The organism is Micromonospora sp. IBSANI012, from assembly GCF_052814045.1.
The window spans coordinates 4,661,984-4,682,517 of record NZ_CP199933.1 but is presented as its reverse complement, the minus strand read 5'-3'; the positions used below and the strand labels follow the sequence as shown (position 1 = coordinate 4,682,517).

General features: G+C 74.7%; 15 protein-coding genes. 11 read left to right on the top strand and 4 right to left on the bottom strand.

All coding sequences use genetic code 11. The annotated features are described in order from the left end of the window. Positions 1 to 40 precede the first annotated feature (40 nt). Both ACTWM8_RS21515 and ACTWM8_RS21510 read left to right on the top strand, forming a co-directional pair. Positions 41 to 1,594, top strand: a complete 1,554-nt coding sequence (locus tag ACTWM8_RS21515) for an anthranilate synthase component I (RefSeq protein ID WP_446210615.1) — start codon at positions 41 to 43, stop codon at positions 1,592 to 1,594. Further along, positions 1,591 to 2,178, top strand: coding sequence for a Trp biosynthesis-associated membrane protein (locus tag ACTWM8_RS21510; RefSeq protein WP_446210614.1), 588 nt, complete (start codon positions 1,591 to 1,593; stop codon positions 2,176 to 2,178). Before ACTWM8_RS21515 ends, ACTWM8_RS21510 begins: the two co-directional genes overlap by 4 nt. On the opposite strand, the gene ACTWM8_RS21505 is transcribed toward ACTWM8_RS21510, so the two are convergent. Then, a complete protein-coding gene (locus ACTWM8_RS21505; protein ID WP_088961166.1) occupies positions 2,171 to 2,449 on the bottom strand; it encodes a hypothetical protein in 279 nt (92 codons plus the stop codon). The two genes, ACTWM8_RS21510 and ACTWM8_RS21505, sit on opposite strands and share 8 nt — an antisense overlap. Before the next feature lie 486 nt (positions 2,450 to 2,935). Here ACTWM8_RS21505 and trpC point away from each other — a divergent pair, with 486 nt between their 5' ends. Genes trpC through trpA form a run of 3 tightly spaced genes read left to right on the top strand, consistent with a single transcriptional unit; the run spans position 2,936 to position 5,820 of the window. Beyond that, positions 2,936 to 3,739 (top strand): indole-3-glycerol phosphate synthase TrpC, encoded by an 804-nt coding sequence (gene trpC / locus ACTWM8_RS21500; RefSeq protein ID WP_211364642.1) that lies wholly within the window; start codon positions 2,936 to 2,938, stop codon positions 3,737 to 3,739. A 40-nt stretch (positions 3,740 to 3,779) separates the two neighbouring features. After that, complete coding sequence (trpB, locus tag ACTWM8_RS21495; protein ID WP_446210613.1) at positions 3,780 to 5,012, top strand: tryptophan synthase subunit beta; 1,233 nt, start codon at positions 3,780 to 3,782, stop codon at positions 5,010 to 5,012. A 4-nt stretch (positions 5,013 to 5,016) separates the two neighbouring features. Next, the gene (gene trpA, locus ACTWM8_RS21490) at positions 5,017 to 5,820 is read left to right on the top strand and encodes a tryptophan synthase subunit alpha (RefSeq protein WP_446210612.1); all 804 of its coding nucleotides are present in this window, start codon (positions 5,017 to 5,019) and stop codon (positions 5,818 to 5,820) included. Here the strand turns inward: trpA and ACTWM8_RS21485 are convergent. Continuing rightward, complete coding sequence (locus ACTWM8_RS21485; protein WP_446210611.1) at positions 5,777 to 6,499, bottom strand: NUDIX hydrolase; 723 nt, start codon at positions 6,497 to 6,499, stop codon at positions 5,777 to 5,779. The genes trpA and ACTWM8_RS21485 overlap by 44 nt on opposite strands. A gap of 103 nt (positions 6,500 to 6,602) precedes the next feature. On the opposite strand from ACTWM8_RS21485, the gene lgt reads away from it, so the two are divergent. Further along, positions 6,603 to 7,793 carry a prolipoprotein diacylglyceryl transferase gene (gene lgt / locus ACTWM8_RS21480; RefSeq protein WP_446210610.1) on the top strand — a complete coding sequence of 397 codons (1,191 nt, stop codon included), beginning with the start codon at positions 6,603 to 6,605 and terminating at the stop codon, positions 7,791 to 7,793. An 11-nt stretch (positions 7,794 to 7,804) separates the two neighbouring features. Then, complete coding sequence (locus ACTWM8_RS21475; protein ID WP_446210609.1) at positions 7,805 to 8,995, top strand: FAD-dependent oxidoreductase; 1,191 nt, start codon at positions 7,805 to 7,807, stop codon at positions 8,993 to 8,995. Positions 8,996 to 9,019: 24 nt separating this feature from the next. Here ACTWM8_RS21475 and ACTWM8_RS21470 read toward each other — a convergent pair whose 3' ends face one another. Then, positions 9,020 to 9,862 carry a GNAT family N-acetyltransferase gene (locus ACTWM8_RS21470; RefSeq protein ID WP_446210608.1) on the bottom strand — a complete coding sequence of 281 codons (843 nt, stop codon included), beginning with the start codon at positions 9,860 to 9,862 and terminating at the stop codon, positions 9,020 to 9,022. A 146-nt stretch (positions 9,863 to 10,008) separates the two neighbouring features. Between ACTWM8_RS21470 and gltB the strand changes: the two genes are divergently transcribed. From gltB to ACTWM8_RS21450, 4 genes are all read left to right on the top strand, one after another. After that, positions 10,009 to 14,697, top strand: a complete 4,689-nt coding sequence (gltB, locus tag ACTWM8_RS21465) for a glutamate synthase large subunit (RefSeq protein WP_446210607.1) — start codon at positions 10,009 to 10,011, stop codon at positions 14,695 to 14,697. Continuing rightward, positions 14,690 to 16,198, top strand: a complete 1,509-nt coding sequence (locus tag ACTWM8_RS21460) for a glutamate synthase subunit beta (RefSeq protein WP_446210606.1) — start codon at positions 14,690 to 14,692, stop codon at positions 16,196 to 16,198. The genes gltB and ACTWM8_RS21460 overlap by 8 nt, the downstream gene beginning before the upstream one ends. Positions 16,199 to 16,453: 255 nt before the next feature. Beyond that, a complete protein-coding gene (locus tag ACTWM8_RS21455) occupies positions 16,454 to 18,004 on the top strand; it encodes an MFS transporter (RefSeq protein WP_446210605.1) in 1,551 nt (516 codons plus the stop codon). Between the two features lie 155 nt (positions 18,005 to 18,159). Beyond that, on the top strand, positions 18,160 to 18,684 hold the full coding sequence (locus ACTWM8_RS21450; protein WP_446210604.1) for a hypothetical protein: 525 nt from the start codon (positions 18,160 to 18,162) through the stop codon (positions 18,682 to 18,684). A gap of 234 nt (positions 18,685 to 18,918) precedes the next feature. Here the strand turns inward: ACTWM8_RS21450 and ACTWM8_RS21445 are convergent, their stop codons facing one another. Continuing rightward, positions 18,919 to 20,460 (bottom strand): M1 family metallopeptidase, encoded by a 1,542-nt coding sequence (locus tag ACTWM8_RS21445; RefSeq protein WP_446210603.1) that lies wholly within the window; start codon positions 20,458 to 20,460, stop codon positions 18,919 to 18,921. Positions 20,461 to 20,534 lie beyond the last annotated feature (74 nt).

Here is a 20,534-nt window from a genome sequence, read left to right as displayed (position 1 = left end):
GGCCGGACCGCGCCGGCGCGGACGAGAGGCAGGCCCGGCGATGACCGACGGCACCCTGAGCCCCGACCTGGGCAGTTTCACCGAGCTGGCCGCCCGCTGGCGGGTGGTGCCGGTGACCCGGCGGCTGCTGGCCGACGCGGAGACCCCGGTCGGGGTCTACCGCAAGCTCGCCGGCGGCCCGGGCACCTTCCTGCTGGAGTCCGCCGAGCAGGGCGTCGGCTCGGCCGGCATGTCCTGGTCGCGGTACTCGTTCATCGGCGTGCGCAGCGGAGCGACCCTGGTCGAGCGGGACGGCGTCGCGGTCTGGACCGGCGAGCCCCCGGCCGGCGTGCCGTCCTCCGGCGACCCGGTCGAGGTGCTGCGCGAGACCGTCGAGGCCCTGGCCGGCCCGGTCTGGGACCCGGCCAGCGACATGCCGCCGCTGACCGGCGGCATGGTCGGCTACCTGGGCTACGACCTGATCCGGCGCTTCGAGCGGCTGCCGGAGCTGACCGAGGACGACCTCGGGGTGCCGGAGCTGGGCATGATGCTCGCGACCGACCTGGTGGTGCTCGACCACTACGACGGCTCGGCGATCCTGGTCGCCAACGCGGTGCTGCCGCCGCTGGACGCGCCGGACCGGGAGCCGCTGGTCGCGGCGGCGTACCACCACGCGGTGGGGCGGCTCGACGCGATGACCACCGCGCTGTCCCGACCGATTCCGCCCATGATCTCCACCGTCGGCCGGCCGCCGGCGGGCGAGGTGGTCAGCCGTACCCCGGACGGCGGCTACCCGAAGGCGGTCGAGGCGGCCAAGGAGGCGATCCGCGCCGGCGAGTGCTTCCAGATCGTGCTCGCCCAGCGCTTCGAGCGGGACACCCGCGCCGACCCGCTGGACGTCTACCGGGTGCTGCGCACCACCAACCCCAGCCCGTACATGTACCTGCTGCGCTTCGACGGCTTCGACATCGTCGGCTCGTCCCCGGAGGCGCACCTGAAGGTCAACGCCGGTCCGGACGGGCAGCGACGGGCGCTGCTGCACCCGATCGCCGGCACCCGGCCGCGCGGCGCCACCGCGGACGCCGACACCCGGCTCGCCGCGGAGCTGCTCGCCGACCCCAAGGAGCGGGCCGAGCACGTGATGCTGGTCGACCTGGGCCGCAACGACCTGGGCCGGGTGTGCCGTCCGGGCACGGTGGAGGTGCCGGAGTTCGCCACCATCGAGCGGTACAGCCACGTGATGCACATCGTCTCGACCGTGGTGGGCACGCTGCGCGACGACCGGACGGCCTTCGACGCGCTCGCCGCGACCTTCCCGGCCGGCACCCTCTCCGGTGCCCCGAAGGTGCGCGCCATGGAGATCATCGAGGAGCTGGAGCCGGTCCGGCGCGGCATCTACGGCGGCACCGTGGGCTACTTCGGCTTCGGCGGCGACCTGGACATGGCGATCGCCATCCGCACCGCGCTGATCCGCGACGGGCGGGCGTACGTGCAGGCCGGGGCCGGGGTGGTGGCCGATTCCGATCCCGCCGGCGAGGACCAGGAGACCCGGAACAAGGCCGCCGCGGTGCTCGCCGCCATCGCCGCCGCCGAAACCCTCCGGCCGGCCCGATGAGCGGGCGGGACACCCCCGCCGAGGCGGGTACGCCGGCCGCGTCGGGCCGGCGCGAGTTGACGTACGCGGTGCTGCTCAGCCTGGCCGGCGCGGGCCTCGCCTGCTGGGCGGCGACCCGGACCTGGTCGGTGGAGGTGACCCCGCGCGGGTCGCTGCCGTCGGCGCGGCAGGGCCGCACCGGCGCGGACCTGCTGCCGTGGCTGTCGGCGCTGGCGCTGGTCGGGCTGGCCGGGGGCGGCGCGGTGCTGGCCACCAGGGGCCGGGTCCGGCGCCTGCTGGGCGGGCTGCTGGCCCTGCTCGGCGCGGCGGTGGCGGCGGGCGGCGGGTACGGGCTGGTCGCCGCGTTCGACGGCGAGGTGAGCCGGCAGTGGCCGGCGCTCTGCCTGCTCGGCGGGGTGCTGGCGGCGCTCGGCGGCGCGCTCACCGCGGCGCGCGGTCAGCGCTGGCCGGCGATGGGCGCCCGGTACGAGCGCCACTCGGGCGCCGAGGCGCCGGCGGGGGCCGACGGGCGCCCGGCCACCGAGCGGGGCACCCGCGAGGCGTGGGACGCGCTGGACCGGGGCGAGGACCCGACGGTCAGCTGACCGGCTGGCGCTCGCGGACCTCGCGGCGGTCCCGGGCCGCGGCCCGGGCGGCGGCCAGCTCGGCCACCAGGCGGTCCAGCTCGGCCCGCTGGTCGGCGCGGGCCCGGTCGGCGCAGACCGCCTCCCAGGCGTTGCCGCGCGCGGTACGCACCCGACCCTCGCCGACCACGGCGCGTTCCAGGGTGTGCACCACCCCGACGGCCAACGAGGCGACGGTGCGGGAAAGGGTGGTCAGTCCGATGGCGGTGGAGTTCGGCCCGGTCGTGCTCATGAGGTCACCCCGCAGGAGGAGTCCGACGTCTCGGCAGGCGCGTCATCGAGTCTGCCCGGTGGACACGCTGCCCGGCTCACGTTTCACCGTGGTGACGGGCGGATCAACTGTCCGTCGGAGCGAACGACCAGGGTAGGGCCGTTCTTCCTTGACCTTCGTCACAGCATCGACGGGCGTCGCCGTGATGCGGGGATCGGGCGGCCGTGCTCTCATGGTCCATGGGCCACGGTGGATGCTCGCGCGACGACCCGGAGCGGGGCGTGAGGGCCGGTCGACGGACATCGTGGCGCTGCGTGACATCGCGTTCACCAGAAGTCGGCCATCATGCCACAGCCCATTTCGTGAGGAGCGCCATACCCCCGGCACCCGTCATCACCTGGCGCCCCCTAGCATCGGCCCATGACACCCGGAGAGGGGAGTCCGTTGGTGACTGCTGAGCATGCGCACGCGGAGGGGGACGAGGCCGGTTCGGCGGCGTCCGGAAGCGTGCTCGACGAGATCCTGGCCGGCGTCCGGGAGGACGTGGCGCGGCGGCAGGAGCAGGTTCCGCTCGAGCGGATCCGCGAGCTGGCCGCCGCCGCCCCGCCGCCGCTGGACGCGTACGCGGCCCTGCGCCGGCCCGGGGTGGCCGTGATCGCCGAGGTCAAGCGTTCCTCGCCGTCCAAGGGCCGGCTGGCCGAGATCGCCGACCCGGCCGACCTGGCCGGGCAGTACGCCTCCGGCGGCGCGCGGGCGATCAGCGTGCTGACCGAGGGGCGCTGGTTCGGCGGCTCGCTGGACGACCTGGCCGCCGTCCGGGCCGCCGTCCGGGTCCCGGTCCTGCGCAAGGACTTCGTGGTCTCCAGCTACCAGGTGCACGAGGCGCGCGCGCACGGCGCCGACCTGGTGCTGTTGATCGTCGCCGCCCTCGAACAGAACGTGCTGGTCGGCCTGCTGGAGCGGATCGAGTCGCTCGGCATGACCGCCCTGGTCGAGGTGCACGACGAGGAGGAGGCCGACCGCGCCCTGGAGGCCGGCGCGCAGGTGATCGGGGTCAACGCCCGTGACCTGCGTACCCTGGAGGTCGACCGGTCGGTGTTCGAGCGGATCGCGCCCGGCCTGCCCAGCAGCGTCGTCAAGATCGCGGAATCCGGCGTGCGTGGCCCGCACGACCTCATCCGGTACGCCTCGGCCGGCGCCGACGCCGTGCTGGTGGGCGAGGGCCTGGTCACCCAGAAGAGCCCCCGCGAGGCGGTCGCCGAGCTGGTCAACGCCGGCAACCACCCGGCCACGCCCCGCCCGGTGCGCTGAGCCCGCGCCCGGGAGACGTCAGCAGCGAGAGGACATCGCGATGAGCGCCAACGCCTCGGCCCCGGCCGGTCAGCTTCCCGACGCCGCCGGTCACTTCGGTCGCTTCGGCGGCCGGTTCGTGCCGGAGGCGCTGGTCGCGGCGCTGGACGAGCTGGACGCCGCGTACCGCAAGGCGATGACCGACGAGGCGTTCCTCGCCGAGTTCGACGCCCTGCTGCGCGACTACGCCGGCACCCCGTCGCTGCTCTACTCCGCCGAGCGGTTCTCCGCCAAGGTGGGCGCCCGGGTGCTGCTCAAGCGGGAGGACCTCAACCACACCGGGGCGCACAAGGTGCGCAACGTGCTGGGTCAGGCGCTGCTCACCAGGCGGATGGGCAAGAAGCGGGTGATCGCCGAGACCGGCGCCGGCCAGCACGGCGTGGCCACCGCCACCGCCGCCGCCCTGTTCGACCTCGAATGCGTGGTCTACATGGGCGAGGTGGACACCCAGCGGCAGGCGCTCAACGTGGCCCGGATGCGGATGCTCGGCGCCACCGTCGTCCCGGTCACCACCGGCTCGCGCACCCTCAAGGACGCGATGAACGAGGCCATGCGGGACTGGGTGGCCAACGTCGACGACACCCACTACCTGATCGGCACCGCCGCCGGCCCGCACCCGTTCCCGGAGATGGTCCGGGATTTCGTCCGGGGCATCGGCGAGGAGGCCCGCCAGCAGTGCCTCGACCTGACCGGCGCGCTGCCGGACGCGGTCGCCGCCTGCGTCGGCGGCGGCTCGAACGCGCTGGGCATCTTCCACGCCTTCGTCGGTGACACCGACGTGCGGCTGTACGGCTTCGAGGCCGGTGGCGACGGGGTGGAGACCGGCCGGCACGCGGCCAGCATCACCGGCGGCAGCTCGGGCGTGCTGCACGGCACCCGCACGTACGTGCTCCAGGACGCCGACGGCCAGACCATCGAGTCGCACTCGATCTCCGCCGGGCTGGACTACCCGGGCGTCGGGCCGGAGCACGCCTGGCTGCACGACAGCGGCCGGGCCACGTACGAGCCGGTGACCGACGCCGAGGCGATGGCCGCGTTCGAGCTGCTCTGCCGGACCGAGGGGATCATCCCGGCGATCGAGAGCTCGCACGCGCTGGCCGGCGCGCTGAAAATCGCTCCCCGGCTCACCGCCGAACTCGGCCGGGAGCCGGTCATCGTGGTCAACCTGTCCGGTCGGGGTGACAAGGACGTGCACACCGCCGGCGAGTACTTCGGCATCCTCGACAAGGAGTGACAGCGTGAGTCGGATCGGGGTGGCCTTCGACAAGGCCCGCGCCGACGGGCGGGCCCTGCTGGTCGGCTGCATGCCGGCCGGCTTCCCGACCGTCGAGGGCAGCATCGCCGCGATGACCGCCATGGTCGAGGCGGGCGTCGACGTCATCGAGGTGGAGATCCCGTACTCCGACCCGGTGATGGACGGGCCGGTGATCCAGAAGGCCAGTGACATCGCCCTGGCCGGCGGGGTCCGCACCGCGGACACCCTGCGGATCGTCGAGGCGGTCGCCGCCACCGGCGCCCCGGTGGTGACGATGACCTACTGGAACCCGATCGAGCAGTACGGCGTCGACGCGTTCGCCCGCGACCTCGCCGCCGCCGGCGGCACCGGCCTGATCACCCCGGACCTGATCCCCGACGAGGCCGGCGAGTGGCTGGCCGCCTCGGACGCCCACGGCCTGGACCGCACGTTCCTGGTCTCGCCGTCGTCCACCGACGCTCGGCTGGCGATGACCGTCGAGCACTGCCGGGGCTTCGTCTACGCCACCGCGATCATGGGGGTCACCGGCGCCCGGGCGCAGACCTCGGAGGCCGCGCCGGTCCTGGTCTCCCGGCTCCGCGAGGTCACCGACCTGCCGGTCGGCGTCGGCCTCGGCGTGGGCACCGGCGCCCAGGCCGCCACGGTCGCCGGGTACGCCGACGGCGTGATCGTGGGCAGCGCCCTGGTCCGCTGCGTGCTCGACGCCCCGGACCCGGCCGCCGGGCTGACCGCCCTGCGCACGCTCAGCGCGGAACTCGCCGAGGGCGTCCGCCACCCCGTCCGCTGACCCACCCGGCCCGTCGCCGCCGCCTGTCCCGGCGTGATCGACTCCGTTTGCGGTGTGTCGCGGTATCCCGGAGCCGCGACACCGCGACACGCCGCACGTCGAGGGCGTCCCTCGGGCGCGGGGTGGGAGCCCCGGTCAGGGAGTGGGCCGGACGGCCGACCCGGCGCGCGGCGCGGGCGGCACGGAATCCCCCCGCCCGGGACTGCGGACCGCCGCCCGCCGAGGTCCGCGTCGCCGGGTCGGGGCGCAGGTCGCGCAGCACCCCTGAGCGCCCGGCCCGGGCGTCGGCGACGGCGGCCCGGGTGACCGGGGTGACCTCCGCGGGCAGCCGGTCCGGCGAATGCCAGGAGAGCGTGCACCCGGCCGGCGTCGTCTCGGCCTCCTCCGGCTGGGTACGCGCCCGGAACACGTGCACCAGCACGTCGGGCAGCGGGTCCGGCGTCGGCGGCCCGCCGCAGGGCGAGCCGCTGAGGTGGTAGAGGCCGACCAGATCGACGATTTCGACCGGGCACCCGGTCTCCCGGCGGACCTCGCCCGCCACCGCCGCGGTCGGGCAGCCCGGCCGGTGCAGCCGCCCACCGGGCAACGCCCACCGCCCGCCCCGGTCGCGCCGGCACAGCAGCACCCGACCGGCCTCGTCGGTCAGGACCGCGGCGACCGCCCAGGTGAGCGTGCTCATGGACAAAGAGCGTACGGGCCGGCAAACCGGAAGTCAGCCGGCGCGCGAACCTCGCCGGACCGGGGTGCCGCGGATGCGGTGCGCAGCGGTAGCCTTTGCAGCCGTGACCCTCGCCTCGTTGAGCCCCCAGGCTGCCCTGCCGAGCCCGACCACCGCGGTCTGGCAGCTCGGGCCGGCGCCCATCCGGGCCTACGCGCTCTGCATCATCCTCGGCATCGTGCTGGCCTGCTGGGTCACCGAGCGCCGGCTGCGCCAGCGCGGCGTGGCCCCGGGCGCGGTGCTCGACATCGCGGTCTGGGCGGTGCCGGCCGGCATCGTCGGCGCCCGGATCTACCACGTGATCACCTCGCCGGAGAAGTACTTCGGTGCCGGTGGCGAGTGGCTGAAGGTGTTCGCCGTCTGGGAGGGTGGCCTGGGCATCTGGGGCGCGGTGGCCGGCGGCGCGGTCGGCGCCTGGATCGCCGCCCGGCAGCTCGGCATCCCGTTCGCGGTGGTGGCCGACGCGCTCGCGCCCGGCCTGCCGCTGGCCCAGGCGGTCGGCCGGTTCGGCAACTGGTTCAACAACGAGCTCTACGGCGGCCGCACCACGCTGCCCTGGGGGCTGGAGATCCACAAGATGGACCCGGCCGACCCGGGTCAGGCGTTGCGCGACCCCGCCGGCCAGCCGGTGCTGTTGCCCGGGCTCTACCACCCGACGTTCCTCTACGAGGCGCTGTGGAACGTCGGCGTCGCCGCCCTGGTGTTCGCCCTCGACCGCCGGTTCAAGCTGGGCAAGGGCCGGGCCTTCGCGCTCTACGTGATGGGCTACACCGCCGGTCGGTTCTGGATCGAGCTGATGCGCACCGACGAGGCGAACGAGATCCTCGGCGTCCGGCTCAACGTCTGGACCGCCGCCCTGGTCTTCCTCGGCGCGCTGATCTACTTCCTCCGGGTCCGCGGCCCCCGCGAGTACCTGATCCCGGTGGGCGTGCCGGCCACTCCGGTGCCGCCGGCCGGTGGGGACATCTCCCAGGTCGACCTCTCCCGCACTGAGAACGGGCCCCGGGCGGTCGCGCCGGAGGGCTACCGGACGGTCAGCGAGGAGCAGTTCCAGGCGTACCGGGAGACCGGCGAGGTCCCCGACGAACCCGCCGCCGAGACGACCACGGCGACCGACGACGAACCCCCGGCCGACGCCGACGACGAGGCCGAGCCCGCCGACGACGAGGCCGCGCCCGTGGGCGAGGGTGACGTCCCGGAGCGGGACGACCGGGCGGGCGCCGCCGGCGTCCGGCCCGCCGACCGGGACAGCTGAGCGGGGCGGGGATGCGCACCGCGGTGGTGGTCGGCGCCGGGCTCGGCGGGCTGGCGGTGGCCGGCACGCTGGCCCGCTCCGGCTGGCAGGTCACCCTGCTGGAACGGGCGGACCGGGTCCGTCCGGAAGCCACGGCCGTGGTGCTCTGGCCCAACGGGGTACGCGCGCTGCACGCGCTCGGCCTCGGCGCGGGCCTGGACGCGATCGCCACCCCGCTGCCCGACGCCGGCGTGCGTCGCCCGGACGGGCACTGGCTGGTGCAGCCGCGCCCGACGCCGGCCGACCGGATGCCGGTGGTGGTGCACCGGGAGGACCTGCACGACGCGCTGATCGCCGGGCTCGGCGACCGGGTGGAGCTGCGCACCGGCGTGGCCGTGGACACCGTCCGGGTCCGTCCCGGCCAGCGACCCGCGGTCGGCACCGCCGGGCACCTGGTCGAGGCCGACCTGGTGGTCGCGGCCGACGGCACCGACAGCGCGGTACGCCGCCAGCTCGCCCCCTCCTCGGCCGTGATCAGCTCCGGCTGCGCGGCCTGGCGCGCGGTGATCCCCTGGTACCGGGCGCCCCGGCTGCCGGCCGACCAGCCGCTCGGCGGGGAGGTGCTCGGGGCGGGCTACCGCTTCGTGGCCGCCTCGCTGGGCGAGCGCGGCTCCTCCGGCGCCTCCCGCCGGGGCGGCATCTACTGGGTCGCCACCGCCGCCGGCGCGCCCCGGCCCGAGCCGCCGGAGACCCAGCTGGCCCTGCTCAAGCGCTGGTACGCCGGCTGGCCCGCGCCGATCGGCGAGCTGCTCGACGCCACCGACCCGGCCGACCTGGTGCAGCAGGAGGTCCGCGAGCTGCGCCCGCTGCCCCGGGCGTACGGCTTCCCGGCCGGCCCGGGCGGCGTGGTGCTGCTCGGCGACGCGGCGCACGCGATGCCACCGCACCTGGGGCAGGGCGCCTGCCTCGCCTTCGAGGACGCGGCCACCCTCTCCTCGCTGCTGCGCGAATCCCGACTGCCCGACGCCGTGCAGGCGTACGACCGGTTGCGCCGTCCCCGCGCGGCGACGGTGGTCCGGCAGACCCGCCGGATGTCGGCGGTCCTGCAGGCCCGGGGCCGGCTGGCCCTGCGCGCCCGCGACGCCGCCCTCGGCACGATAAGCCCCCGCCTGCTCTCCAGCGCCGCCTCGTCGGCCGACCAGTGGCGCCCCCCAACCCCCTGACCCACCCCCCCCGGGGGCTGGGGGTCAGATGAGGGCGGTGGGTTCGGCGATGCAGGCGGTGCCGACGCGGCGGAAGCCGACCCGGAGGTAGACCCGGGCGATCTCCTCGCTGCCGGCGGAGAGGAAGACCAGGTCGGTGCCGGCGGCCAGCAGTTCGTGGGCGAGGGTGGCGGTGACCGCGGCGCCGAGGCCCCGGCGGCGGGCGATCGGCAGGGTGGCCACCCCGGCGATCTCGGCCACGTCGTCGACCCGCATCGCCATCCCGCTGGCCAGCGCCCCCTCCTCGGGCGTGCCGGCCAGCACCGACAGCCGGCGGCCGTCGGCGAGGCGGGTCCGCTCCTCGTCCAGCGCCGCCACGTCCAGTTCGGTGATCGCGGCGTCCCGCTCCGCCGGGCCCGCGTCGCCGCGGGCCGTGCCGGCGGCGGCGAATCCGACCGCGGCGACCGCGCGGCGGGCGGCCACCTCGGCGGCGAAGCCGGGCGCGTCCGGGTCCAGCACCCGCACCGGTACGTCGGTGAGCGTCGCCGGGTCGGGCAGGGCGGCCGGGTCGAGCACCATCAGCGGCGCCTCCAGCACGCTCAGCCCCGCCGCCCGGGCCACCGCGAGCAGGTCGGGCGTGGTCTCGTGCACCCACTCCAGGGCCTCGGGCAGGCCCAGCTCGCGCTGCCGCTCGCGGACGGCGGTCACGTCGGCCAGCGACGGGGGCGCGGTGGCGTCGAGGCGGGGCCGGGCGTAGAACGGCCAGCCGACCCCTTCCCGCACGAAGAGCACGAGCGAGCCGTACTCCTCCCCGCGTGCGACGTCGCGGGGCACCGCGTCGTAGAAGCGTTCCAGCCGGGCGAGGAGGTCGCTGCGCAGGGGATCCACCGCGCGAGACTACATGTCCCAGAGTCTGGAAGGTGTGATCAATCTGCACTGGCCTTGCGCCGGTCTCCCTAACGTAGACTCAATAAACCGCCAAGGGCCGATGTCGTCCCGACCATGATCCAACCTGAGTGACGACAGGAGGCCCGGTGGCCTTTCCGTACCCTCACAGCCCGCAGTCGGCCCCGCCCCCGGCCGGTCTCTACGACCCCGCCAACGAGCACGACGCGTGCGGCGTGGCCTTCGTCGCGGACCTGCACGGCCGGCGCTCCCACGCGGTGGTGGCGGGCGGCCTCGGCGCGCTCTGCCGCCTGGACCATCGGGGCGCCCGGGGCGCGGAACACAACACCGGTGACGGCGCCGGGATCATGATCCAGGTCCCGGACGCCTTCCTGCGCGCGGTGGTCGACTTCCCGCTGCCGCCGGTCGGCCAGTACGCCACCGGCCTGGTCTTCCTGCCCGACGACGACGCGGCGGAGGCCCGCGCCCGGCGGGTGGTGGAGAAGTACGCCCTGGTGGAGGGGGCCGACCTGCTCGGCTGGCGGGACGTGCCGGTCGACCCGAGCGGGCTGGGCGAGACGGCGCTCGCGGCGATGCCCCGGATCCGTCAGCTCTTCCTGGCCGCGCACCGGCTCACCGACACCCCGGCCGGCCCGGCCGGCTCGCCGCTGACCGGCCTCGAGCTGGACCGGGTGGCGTTCTGCGTGCGCAAGCAGGCCGAGCGGGAGAGCGCCGAGCGGGGCGTGCCGGCGTACTTCCCGTCGCTGTCCTCCCGGACCATGACCTGGAAGGGCATGCTCACCCCGGACCAGCTGCCGGCGTACTTCCCGGAGCTGACCGACGAGCGGGTGGAGAGCGCGATCGCGCTGGTGCACTCCCGGTTCTCCACCAACACCTTCCCGTCCTGGCCGCTGGCCCACCCGTACCGGTTCATCGCGCACAACGGTGAGATCAACACCATCCGCGGCAACCGGAACTGGATGCAGGCCCGGGAGGCGCTGCTGCGCAGCCCCGAGATCCCCGGCAACATCCGGCGGATCTTCCCGGTCTGCACCCCGGGCGCCTCCGACTCGGCGAACTTCGACGAGGTCCTCGAACTGCTGCACCTGGCCGGGCGGAGCCTGCCGCACGCGGTGCTGATGATGATCCCGGAGGCCTGGGAGAACGACCCGGGCATGCGGGCGGACAAGCGGGCCTTCTACCGGTTCCACGCCAGCCTGATCGAGCCCTGGGACGGCCCCGCCTCGGTCGCCTTCACCGACGGTGAGATCGTCGGCGCGGTGCTGGACCGCAACGGGCTGCGCCCGGGCCGCTGGTGGCGGACCTCCGACGGCCTCGTCGTGCTCGGCAGCGAGGCGGGCGTGCTCGATCTCGACCCGGCCACCGTGGTCGCCAAGGGGCGGCTCCAGCCGGGCCGGATGTTCCTGGTCGACACCGTCAACGGGCGGATCGTGCAGGACGACGAGATCAAGGCCGAGCTGGCCGCCGCCCGGCCGTACGCCGAGTGGCTGCACGCCGGGCTGATCGACCTGACCGACCTGCCACCGCGCGAGCACATCGTCTACACCCACGACTCGGTACGTCGCCGCCAGCAGACCTTCGGCTACACCGAGGAGGAGCTGAAGATCCTGCTCGCGCCGATGGCCCGGCTCGGCGCGGAGCCGCTCGGCTCGATGGGCACCGACACCCCGATCTCCCCGCTGTCGACCCGGCCGCGGCTGCTCTACGACTACTTCCACCAGCTCTTCGCCCAGGTCACCAACCCGCCGCTGGACGCCATCCGGGAGGAGCTGGTGACCAGTCTGTCGTCGACCATCGGCCCGGAGGGCAACCTGCTCGACCCGGGCCCGGCGAGCTGCCGGCAGATCGTGCTGCCGTACCCGGTGATCGACAACGACGAGCTGGCCAAGATCCTCTCGATCGACGAGGACGGCGACCTGCCCGGCTTCAAGGCGGTCCGGGTCTCCGGGCTCTACCGGGTGCGCGACGGCGGCGCCGGCATCAAGGCGCGGCTCACCGAGATCTGCCGGCACGTCTCGGAGGCCATCGAGGACGGGGTGCGGATCCTGGTCCTGTCCGACCGGGATTCCAACGCCGACCTGGCGCCGATTCCGTCGCTGCTGCTCACCGCGGCGGTGCACCAGCACCTGGTCCGCGAGCAGACCCGTACCCAGGTGGCGCTGATCGTCGAGTCCGGCGACTGCCGCGAGGTGCACCACGCGGCCGTGCTGATCGGGTACGGCGCGGCGGCGGTCAACCCGTACCTGGCTTTCGAGTCGGTCGAGGACATGATCTCCACCGGGGTACTGACCGGAGTCGCCCCGACCAGGCCCGATGAGCCGCCATCGGAGATGGCGGCGAGGGCGGTGCGCAACTACGTCAAGGCGCTCGGCAAGGGCGTCCTGAAGATTATGTCGAAGATGGGCATCTCGACGGTGTCGTCGTACTGCGGGGCGCAGGTCTTCGAGGCGGTCGGGCTGCACACCCGGCTGGTGGAGCGCTACTTCCGCGGCACCCCCAGCACCATCAGCGGCATCGGGCTGGACGAGATCCACGCCGAGGTGGCCGCCCGGCACGGGCTGGCCTGGCCTGCGCCGGGCGCGGAGACCTCCGACCGGTTGGAGGTCGGCGGCGAGTACCAGTGGCGCCGCGAGGGTGAGCTGCACCTGTTCAACCCGGAGACGGTCTTCCTGCTCCAGCACGCCACCCGCAGCCGCCAGTACGACGTGTTCCGGCAGTACACCGCCAAGGTCGACGAGCTGGCCGCGCGGGCCGGCTCGCTGCGCGGGCTGTTCACCCTGCGTACCGGGGTGCGCCCGGCGGTGCCGATCGACGAGGTCGAGCCGGCCACCGAGATCGTCAAGCGGTTCGCCACCGGCGCCATGTCGTACGGGTCGATCTCGGCGGAGGCGCACGAGACCCTGGCGATCGCGATGAACCGGCTCGGTGGCAAGTCCAACACCGGCGAGGGCGGCGAGGACGTCGAGCGGCTGTACGACCCGGCCCGCCGCTCCGCGGTCAAGCAGATCGCCAGCGGTCGCTTCGGCGTGACCAGCGAATACCTGGTCAACGCCGACGATCTCCAGATCAAGATGGCCCAGGGCGCCAAGCCCGGCGAGGGCGGGCAGCTGCCCGGCAACAAGGTCTGGCCGTGGATCGCCCGTACCCGGCACGCCACCCCGGGCGTCGGGCTGATCTCCCCGCCGCCGCACCACGACATCTACTCCATCGAGGACCTGGCCCAGCTGGTGCACGACCTGAAGTGCGTTAACCCGGCCGCCCGGGTGCACGTCAAGCTGGTCAGCGAGGTCGGCGTGGGCACCGTCGCGGCTGGCGTCGCCAAGCTCAAGGCCGACGTCATCCTGATCTCCGGGCACGACGGCGGCACCGGCGCGTCCCCGCTGAACTCGCTCAAGCACGCCGGCACCCCGTGGGAGCTGGGCCTGGCCGAGGCGCAGCAGACGCTGCTGCTCAACAAGCTCCGCGACCGGGTCACCGTGCAGGTCGACGGCCAGCTCAAGACCGGCCGGGACGTGCTGGTCGCGGCGCTGCTCGGCGCCGAGGAGTTCGGCTTCGCCACCGCCCCGCTGATCGTCGAGGGCTGCGTGATGATGCGGGTCTGCCACCTGGACACCTGTCCGGTCGGCATCGCCACCCAGAACCCGGTGCTGCGCGAGCGGTTCACCGGCAAGCCGGAGTTCGTGGAGAACTTCTTCCTCTTCCTCGCCGAGGAGGTCCGCGGCTACCTCGCCGAGCTGGGCTTCCGCAGCATCGACGAGGCGATCGGGCACGCCGAGCTGCTCGACGTCGCCCCGGCGGTGGACCACTGGAAGGCGCACGGGCTGGACCTGGGGCGCGTACTGCACCTGCCGGAGCTGCCGGCGGACGCCGCGCGGCGCGGCGTGCGGGCCCAGGACCACGGCCTGGAACTGGCCCTGGACAACGAGCTGATCGCCCTGGCGCAGCCGGCGCTGCGCGACGGCAGCCCGGTCCGGGTCGAGGTGGCGGTGCGCAACGAGCACCGCAGCGTCGGCGCGATGCTCGGCGGCGAGGTCACCCGCCGCTTCGGCGGCGCCGGCCTGCCCGACGACACGATCGAGTTCGTGCTGCGCGGCACCGCCGGGCAGTCCTTCGGCGCGTTCCTGCCGCGCGGGGTCACCCTGCGGCTGCACGGCGACGCCAACGACTACGTCGGCAAGGGACTCTCCGGCGGGCGGATCGTCGTCCGGCCGGACGCCGCCGCGCCGTTCGCCGACCCGGACGCCGCCGCCGGCGCCCGGGCCGAGGACCAGATCATCGCCGGCAACACCATCCTGTACGGGGCCACCGGCGGCGAGCTGTTCCTGCGCGGCCGGGTGGGGGAGCGGTTCGCGGTGCGCAACTCCGGCGCGGTGGCCGTCGTCGAGGGCGTCGGCGACCACGGCTGCGAGTACATGACCGGCGGCACGGTGGTGGTGCTCGGCGAGACGGGCCGCAACTTCGCCGCCGGCATGTCCGGCGGGACCGCGTACGTGCACCGGCTGGACTCCGACCGGGTCAACGCCGAACTGGTCGACCTGACACCGCTGCGCGACGCCGAGCGCGACCTGCTGCACGAGCTGGTGCAGCGGCACGTCGCGGAGACCGACTCGGTCCTCGGCGCGGAGCTGCTCAAGCGCTGGCCGGAGGCGGTGGAGGAGTTCACCGCGGTGGTGCCCCGGGACTACCGCCGGGTGATGGAGATCATGCGGGCCGCCGAAGCCGCCGGCCGTGACGTCGACGACGCGGTCATGTCTGCGCTGACCGCGCCGGTGCCGCCCGCCCCGCGGGTGGCGGCCCAGGAGGTGGCTCGTGCCTGACCCGAACGGTTTCCTGCGCTACGACCGGCGGCTGCCGGCGCGCCGCCCGGTGCCGGTGCGGATCAGCGACTGGCGCGAGGTCTACCCGCCGGCCGGCGAGGAGCTGATCCGCGAGCAGGCCACCCGGTGCATGGACTGCGGCATCCCGTTCTGCCACGACGGCTGCCCGCTGGGTAATCGCATCCCGGACTGGAACGACCTGGTCCGCACGGGCAACTGGGACGCGGCGGTGGAGTCGCTGCACGCCACCAACAACTTCCCGGAGTTCACCGGCCGGCTCTGCCCGGCGCCCTGCGAGGCCGCCTGCGTGCTCGGCATCGGCGGCGGACAGCCGGTCACCATCAAGCAGGTCGAGGTGGAGATTGCCGACGCGGCGGTGGCCCGGGGCGGGCTGCGTCCCCGCCCGGTGCCGGCGCCGACCGGCCGGTCGGTCGCCGTGGTCGGCTCCGGCCCCGCCGGCCTCGCCGCCGCGCAGCAGCTCGCCCGCGCCGGTCACGCGGTGACGGTGTACGAGCGCGACGACGCGATCGGCGGCCTGCTCCGGTACGGCATCCCCGACTTCAAGCTGGAGAAGGAGCACATCGACCGGCGGCTGGCCCAGCTCTCCGCCGAGGGCGTCCGGTTCCGCACCGGGGTGGACGTCGGCGTGGACGTCACCGCCGAGCAGCTGCGCGCCGAGCACGACGCGGTGCTGCTGGCCTGCGGCGCGCTCCAGGGCCGGGACACCCCGGAGACCCCCGGGCGGCAGCTGCGCGGCGTACACCAGGCGATGACGCACCTGGTCGCCGCCAACCGCGTGGTCGCGGCGGCCGGTGACGGGCGACCGGCCCTCGCGGTGCTGCCCGACGGCACCCCGATCGACGCCGCCGGAAAGCACGTCGTGATCATCGGCGGCGGGGACACCGCCGCGGACTGCCTCGGGGTGGCCCACCGGCAGGGCGCCGCCGGGGTGCACCAGCTCGACCTCTACCCGGAGCCTCCGGAGACCCGGGACGCCGAGCGGGACCCGTGGCCGACCTGGCCGTGGGTGCTGCGCAACTACCCGGCGCACGAGGAGGGCGGTGAGCGGGTCTTCGCCGTCGCGGTGCAGGAGTTCGTCGACGACGGCACCGGCCAGGTCAAGGGCGTACGGATCGCCGAGGTCAGCGTCGAGAAGCGGGACGGCCGGCGGATCGTCACCCCGCTGCCCGGCTCCGAGCGCGAACTCCCGGCCGACCTGGTGCTGCTCGCCATCGGCTTCGAGGGCACCGAGCAGCAGCCGCTGCTGGAGCAGTTCGGGGTGCGCTGCAACGCCCGGGGCGCGGTCGACGCCCGACCCGACTGGCAGACCGACGCCGAGGGCGTCTTCGTCGCCGGTGACATGCACCGGGGCGCCTCGCTGATCGTCTGGGCCATCGCCGAGGGGCGGGCCGCCGCCGCGGCGATCCACGCGTACCTCGGTGGGGTCGGCGAGCTGCCGGCGCCGGTGGACCCGGCCCGGCAGCCGCTCGCCGCCCGCTGACGACCCCGGCGGCGACCCCGCCTCACCGACACCCCGGTCCGGACGTGCCCGTCCCGACCGGGGTGTCCGTCGTCGGCGTCCGGTCCGTCCCGGGGCCTGCCGGGCTGGCGGGGCGTGTCCCAGGCCCGGCTCCGTCGACCCGGTGAGTCCGCTCACGAAATCCGCAAATCGGTTTAGCGCGCGGCAGACTTGTCCGCTGCCGAACCCGCCGTGGGTTCGGCTTCGTCATGTCGTCGTCTGGACGGGGAGGCCCTCGTGGCCCTCGGGAGCACGTTCGCCGCACTGCGTCACCGCAACTACCGGATCTGGGCCGGTGCCGGCTTCGTGTCGGTGATCGGGACCTGGATGCAGGTGCTCGGCGTCAACTGGTACGTGCTCGAGCAGACCCGCTCGGCGACCTCGATGGGGCTGACCGTCCTGCTCCAGGCCCTGCCGACGCTGTTGCTCAGCGTCTGGGGCGGGGCGCTGGCCGACCGGCTGCGGGCGAAGCCGTTGCTGATCGCCGCCCAGGCGGTACACGCTCTGCTCGCCGCGGGACTGGCGGTGGTCGCCGTCACCGGCGCCGGCGGCCTCCCGGCGATCTACGCGATCGCGCTGGCGACCGGGGCGGTGTCGGCGATCGAGGGGCCGGTGTCGGGCCGCTGGTCCTCGACGCTGGTCGACCGGGAGGGCCTCGGCAACGCCCTCGCGCTCGGCTCGCTGACCAACTCCGCCGGCCGCATCCTCGGCATGAGCGCCGGCGCCGTCGTGGTCGCCGCCGTCGGTCCCGCACTGCTCTTCGCCGTCAACGCGGCCAGCTTCGTCGCGGTGGTCGGCGCCCTGTTCGCCGTACGCGAGGGGGAGCGGCACAGCGGCGAGCCGGCGGCGGCCGATGCGGCGCCGGCGGACGGCGGCATCCGGGCCGGCTTCCGCTACCTGCTGCGCCAGCCGGTGGTGCTGGTCGCGTTGGCGCTGTCGTTCGTGCTGGGCAGCCTGGGCCGCAACTACCAGGTGACCATGGCGGCGATGAGTGACGGCCCGCTGGCCGCCGGGGCGTCGGGCTACGGCGTGCTCTCCACCGTCTTCGCGGTCGGCACGGTGCTGGGCGCGCTGGTGGCGGCCCGCCGCCGCGAGCTGAGCTACGGGCTGCTGATCTGCGCCGGCCTGCTGGCCAGCGTGTTGCAGATCGCCGCCGGGCTGGCTCCCGGCACGGTCAGCTTCGCCGCGGTGATCCTCCCGGTGGCCGCGGCGGCGGTGGTCATCGACACCACGGTCGGCGCCCGCGCCCAGCTCGACACCGACTACGCCATGCGCGGTCGGGTGCTGGCCGCCCTGGCGGTCACCGGCTCGGTCTCCGCGGCGGTCGGCGCGCCCCTGCTCGGTTGGCTCTCCGAGCACGCCGGCCCCCGGCAGACCCTGGTGCTGGCCGGCGCGGTGACCGCCGTCGCCACGGCCGCCGCGGGCGTCGCCCTCGACGGGCTGCGCGACCGCCGGCTGCGTCGCCGGGTCACCCTGGTGCTGGCCGCGCCCGTGGTGCGCCGCCCGGCCCGCCGGGTCGCCGCCATCGCCACCCGCGTCGCCCGGCCCGCGACCCGGCCCGTGGCGACCGCCCGCCCGGCCACGACGCCCCGCCCGGCGGGGAGCCCGCCGCCCGGCTGGTACCCGGCAACGGTGCGCCGGCCGGGGGCGGGGCGGCTGCCGTCCAGCCGACTGGTCCGGGCCGCAGCCGACTGCGCCGGCGGGGCGCCGGCCCGGTCCCGCCGTCGCCCCGGGTCGGCCGGCGGCGCGGCCCTGATCGAGGTGCCCCCGGCCGACTGCCTGCCCTGAGGCGGCTCGACGCCGGGGCAGGGCATGGGCGGGAGCGCCGCCGGCCTCCGGGGCGTGGCCGGGACCGGTTGCGGGTGAGCGAGGTCATGAGGTTCGTCGGTGGATCAGGCGTCCACGGGACCGAGCGGCGCGAAGATCATCGTTACGCTCCGGCCATGGATACCGAGGAGCGGCTGCGGCGGATCCGCCGGTGGCTGTGGATCGTGCTGGTGGGTCTCGTCCTCAGTGGAGCGACCGCGTTCCCGCTGGAGATCGAGGTGCGCTGGCTGCTGCGCGCGCTCGACCCGCTCGCCGGCGACCTGCCGGCGCTGGTCGGCTGGATCGAGCGGGTGCACACCGGGCTGGTGGAAACCGGCGACCGCTACCCGTTCATGCTCTACGGCACCGACTGGCTCGCCTTCGCCCACCTGGTGCTGGCGGTGGCCTTCTGGGGACCGCTGCGGGATCCGGTGCGCAACGTCTGGGTGGTGCAGCTCGGCATGATCGCCTGCGCCGGGATCGTGCCGCTGGCGCTGATCTGCGGGCCGATCCGGGACATCCCGTGGTTCTGGACGCTGGTCGACCTCTCCTTCGCGGTCGGCGCCTTCCCACCGCTCTGGTTCGCCTACCGGCACATCCGGGCGATCGAGGCCGGCACCGACGCGCCGACCGCGCCGCCGGTGTCGACGCCGGCGGCCTGACCCCGCCCGGGCGGGTGTGAGTCGTCTACGTCATCAGGTCGGTAGCTTCGCGTGGGCGGTCTGCGCCTAGCGGTGTGAGTCGTCTACGTCGTCAGGTCGGTAGCGTCCCGCGGACGTCTGCGCCCCGGGCGTTCGCGGAAACTGCGCCCGCCTCGGAAGGCGTCGCCGCCGGGACCGCGCACCGGCCGGGTACCCGGCCCCCGGAAGGGGAGCGGGCACCCGGCCGGGCCGGGCTCAGCGCCGCAGGAGCTGGTGCGCCTCGCGGATCTTTGTCCACGACTTCGGCTGTGCCGGGGCGGCCGCAGCCGTCGCGCGGGCGGCCGTGGCCAGTTCCGGACGGCCGGCGGTGAACAGCCAGGTGGTGAAGACCTCGTCCAGATCCAGTCCGGAGATCCGCTCCGCGAGGGCCTGGAACTGGGCCACGGAGCCGTTGCCGTACCGGTGCTCGGCGGTCCAGGCCGGCAGGATCTCGAAGAACGCCTCGTCGCCGACGGCCAGCCGGAGCTGGTGCAGCGCCATCGCGCCCCGGTCGTAGACCGCGTCGTCGAAGACCCGGTCGGCACCCGGGTCGCCCGGCAGCACCTGCCAGAACCCGGAGTCCTCTGGGTAGGCGGCGTAGGTGAAGTCGAAGAGCTCCTGCGCGGTGCCCTCGCCCTGCTCCTCCGACCAGAGCCACTCGGCGTACGAGGCGAAGCCCTCGTTGAGCCAGATGTCCCGCCACTGCGCGACGGAGACCGAGTCGCCGAACCACTGGTGAGCGTTCTCGTGCACCACCACGTAGGTGTTCGCGCCGCGGCGCCAGAAGCCCGGCCCGTACACCGGGCGGGTCTGGGTCTCCAGTGCGAAGCCGATGCCGTCGGTCGGCCCGGCGACGCCGCCCTGGGCCTCGAACGGGTACGGCCCGAAGATGCCGCTCTCCCAGTCGACGATCTCGGCGGTCCGCTCGATGCTGGCCCGCGCGGCCGGCCCGCGCTCGCCCAGCGTGGTGCTGTACGCGTTGATCACCGGCTGCCCGTTCGGCGCGGTGTCGGTGACGATGTCGTACTGGCCGATCGCCAGGAACGCCAGGTAGGTGGCGGCGGGCTTGGTGCTGCGCCAGCCCCACCGCATCCGGTTGCCGGGCTCGGCCAGCGGGGGACGCGGCTGCACGCCGTTGCTGACCACCTCGACCCCGGCGGGCACCGACACCGAGATGTCGAAGGTCGCCTTGTCCAGCGGGTGGTCGTTGGCCGGGAACCACCACCAGGCCGACTCGGGCTCGTTGACCGCCAGCGCGCCGTCGTCGGTCCGGGTCCAACCGGTGTAGCCGCTGACCAGGGTCTCCGACGGCACGCCGGAGTACTTGACCACGATGGTGAGCAGTTGGCCCTTCACGATGGCGCGCGGCGCGGTGACCACCAGCTCATGGGTGCCCTCGCGGGTGTAGGCGGCGGACCAGCCGTTGACCCGGACGGACTCCACGTCGAGCAGGAAGTCGAGGTTGAAGCGGGACAGGTCCTGGGTGGCCGTCGCCAGGATGGTGGTGGTGCCGGTGAGCCGGTCGGTGGCCGGCTCGTAGCGCAGGCGGACGTCGTAGTGGCTGACGTCGTACCCGCCGTTGCCGTAGTCGGGGAAGTAGCTGTCGCCCAGGCCCGGGCTGCCGGGCGCCGGTGCGGCGGCGACCGGGACCGGCCGGCCCCAACCCGGTAGGGCGGCCTGGCCGGGGGTGCCGGTCACCAGGGTGCCGGCGGTGGTGACGGTCAGGGCGGCGATGGCCGCCGTGAAAACACGTCGCACGAGGTGGACTCCCTCCGTCGGGGTGTTCGCAGGATCAACCTAATCGACGTTTGTGAACGTGTCCGCCCCGCGCG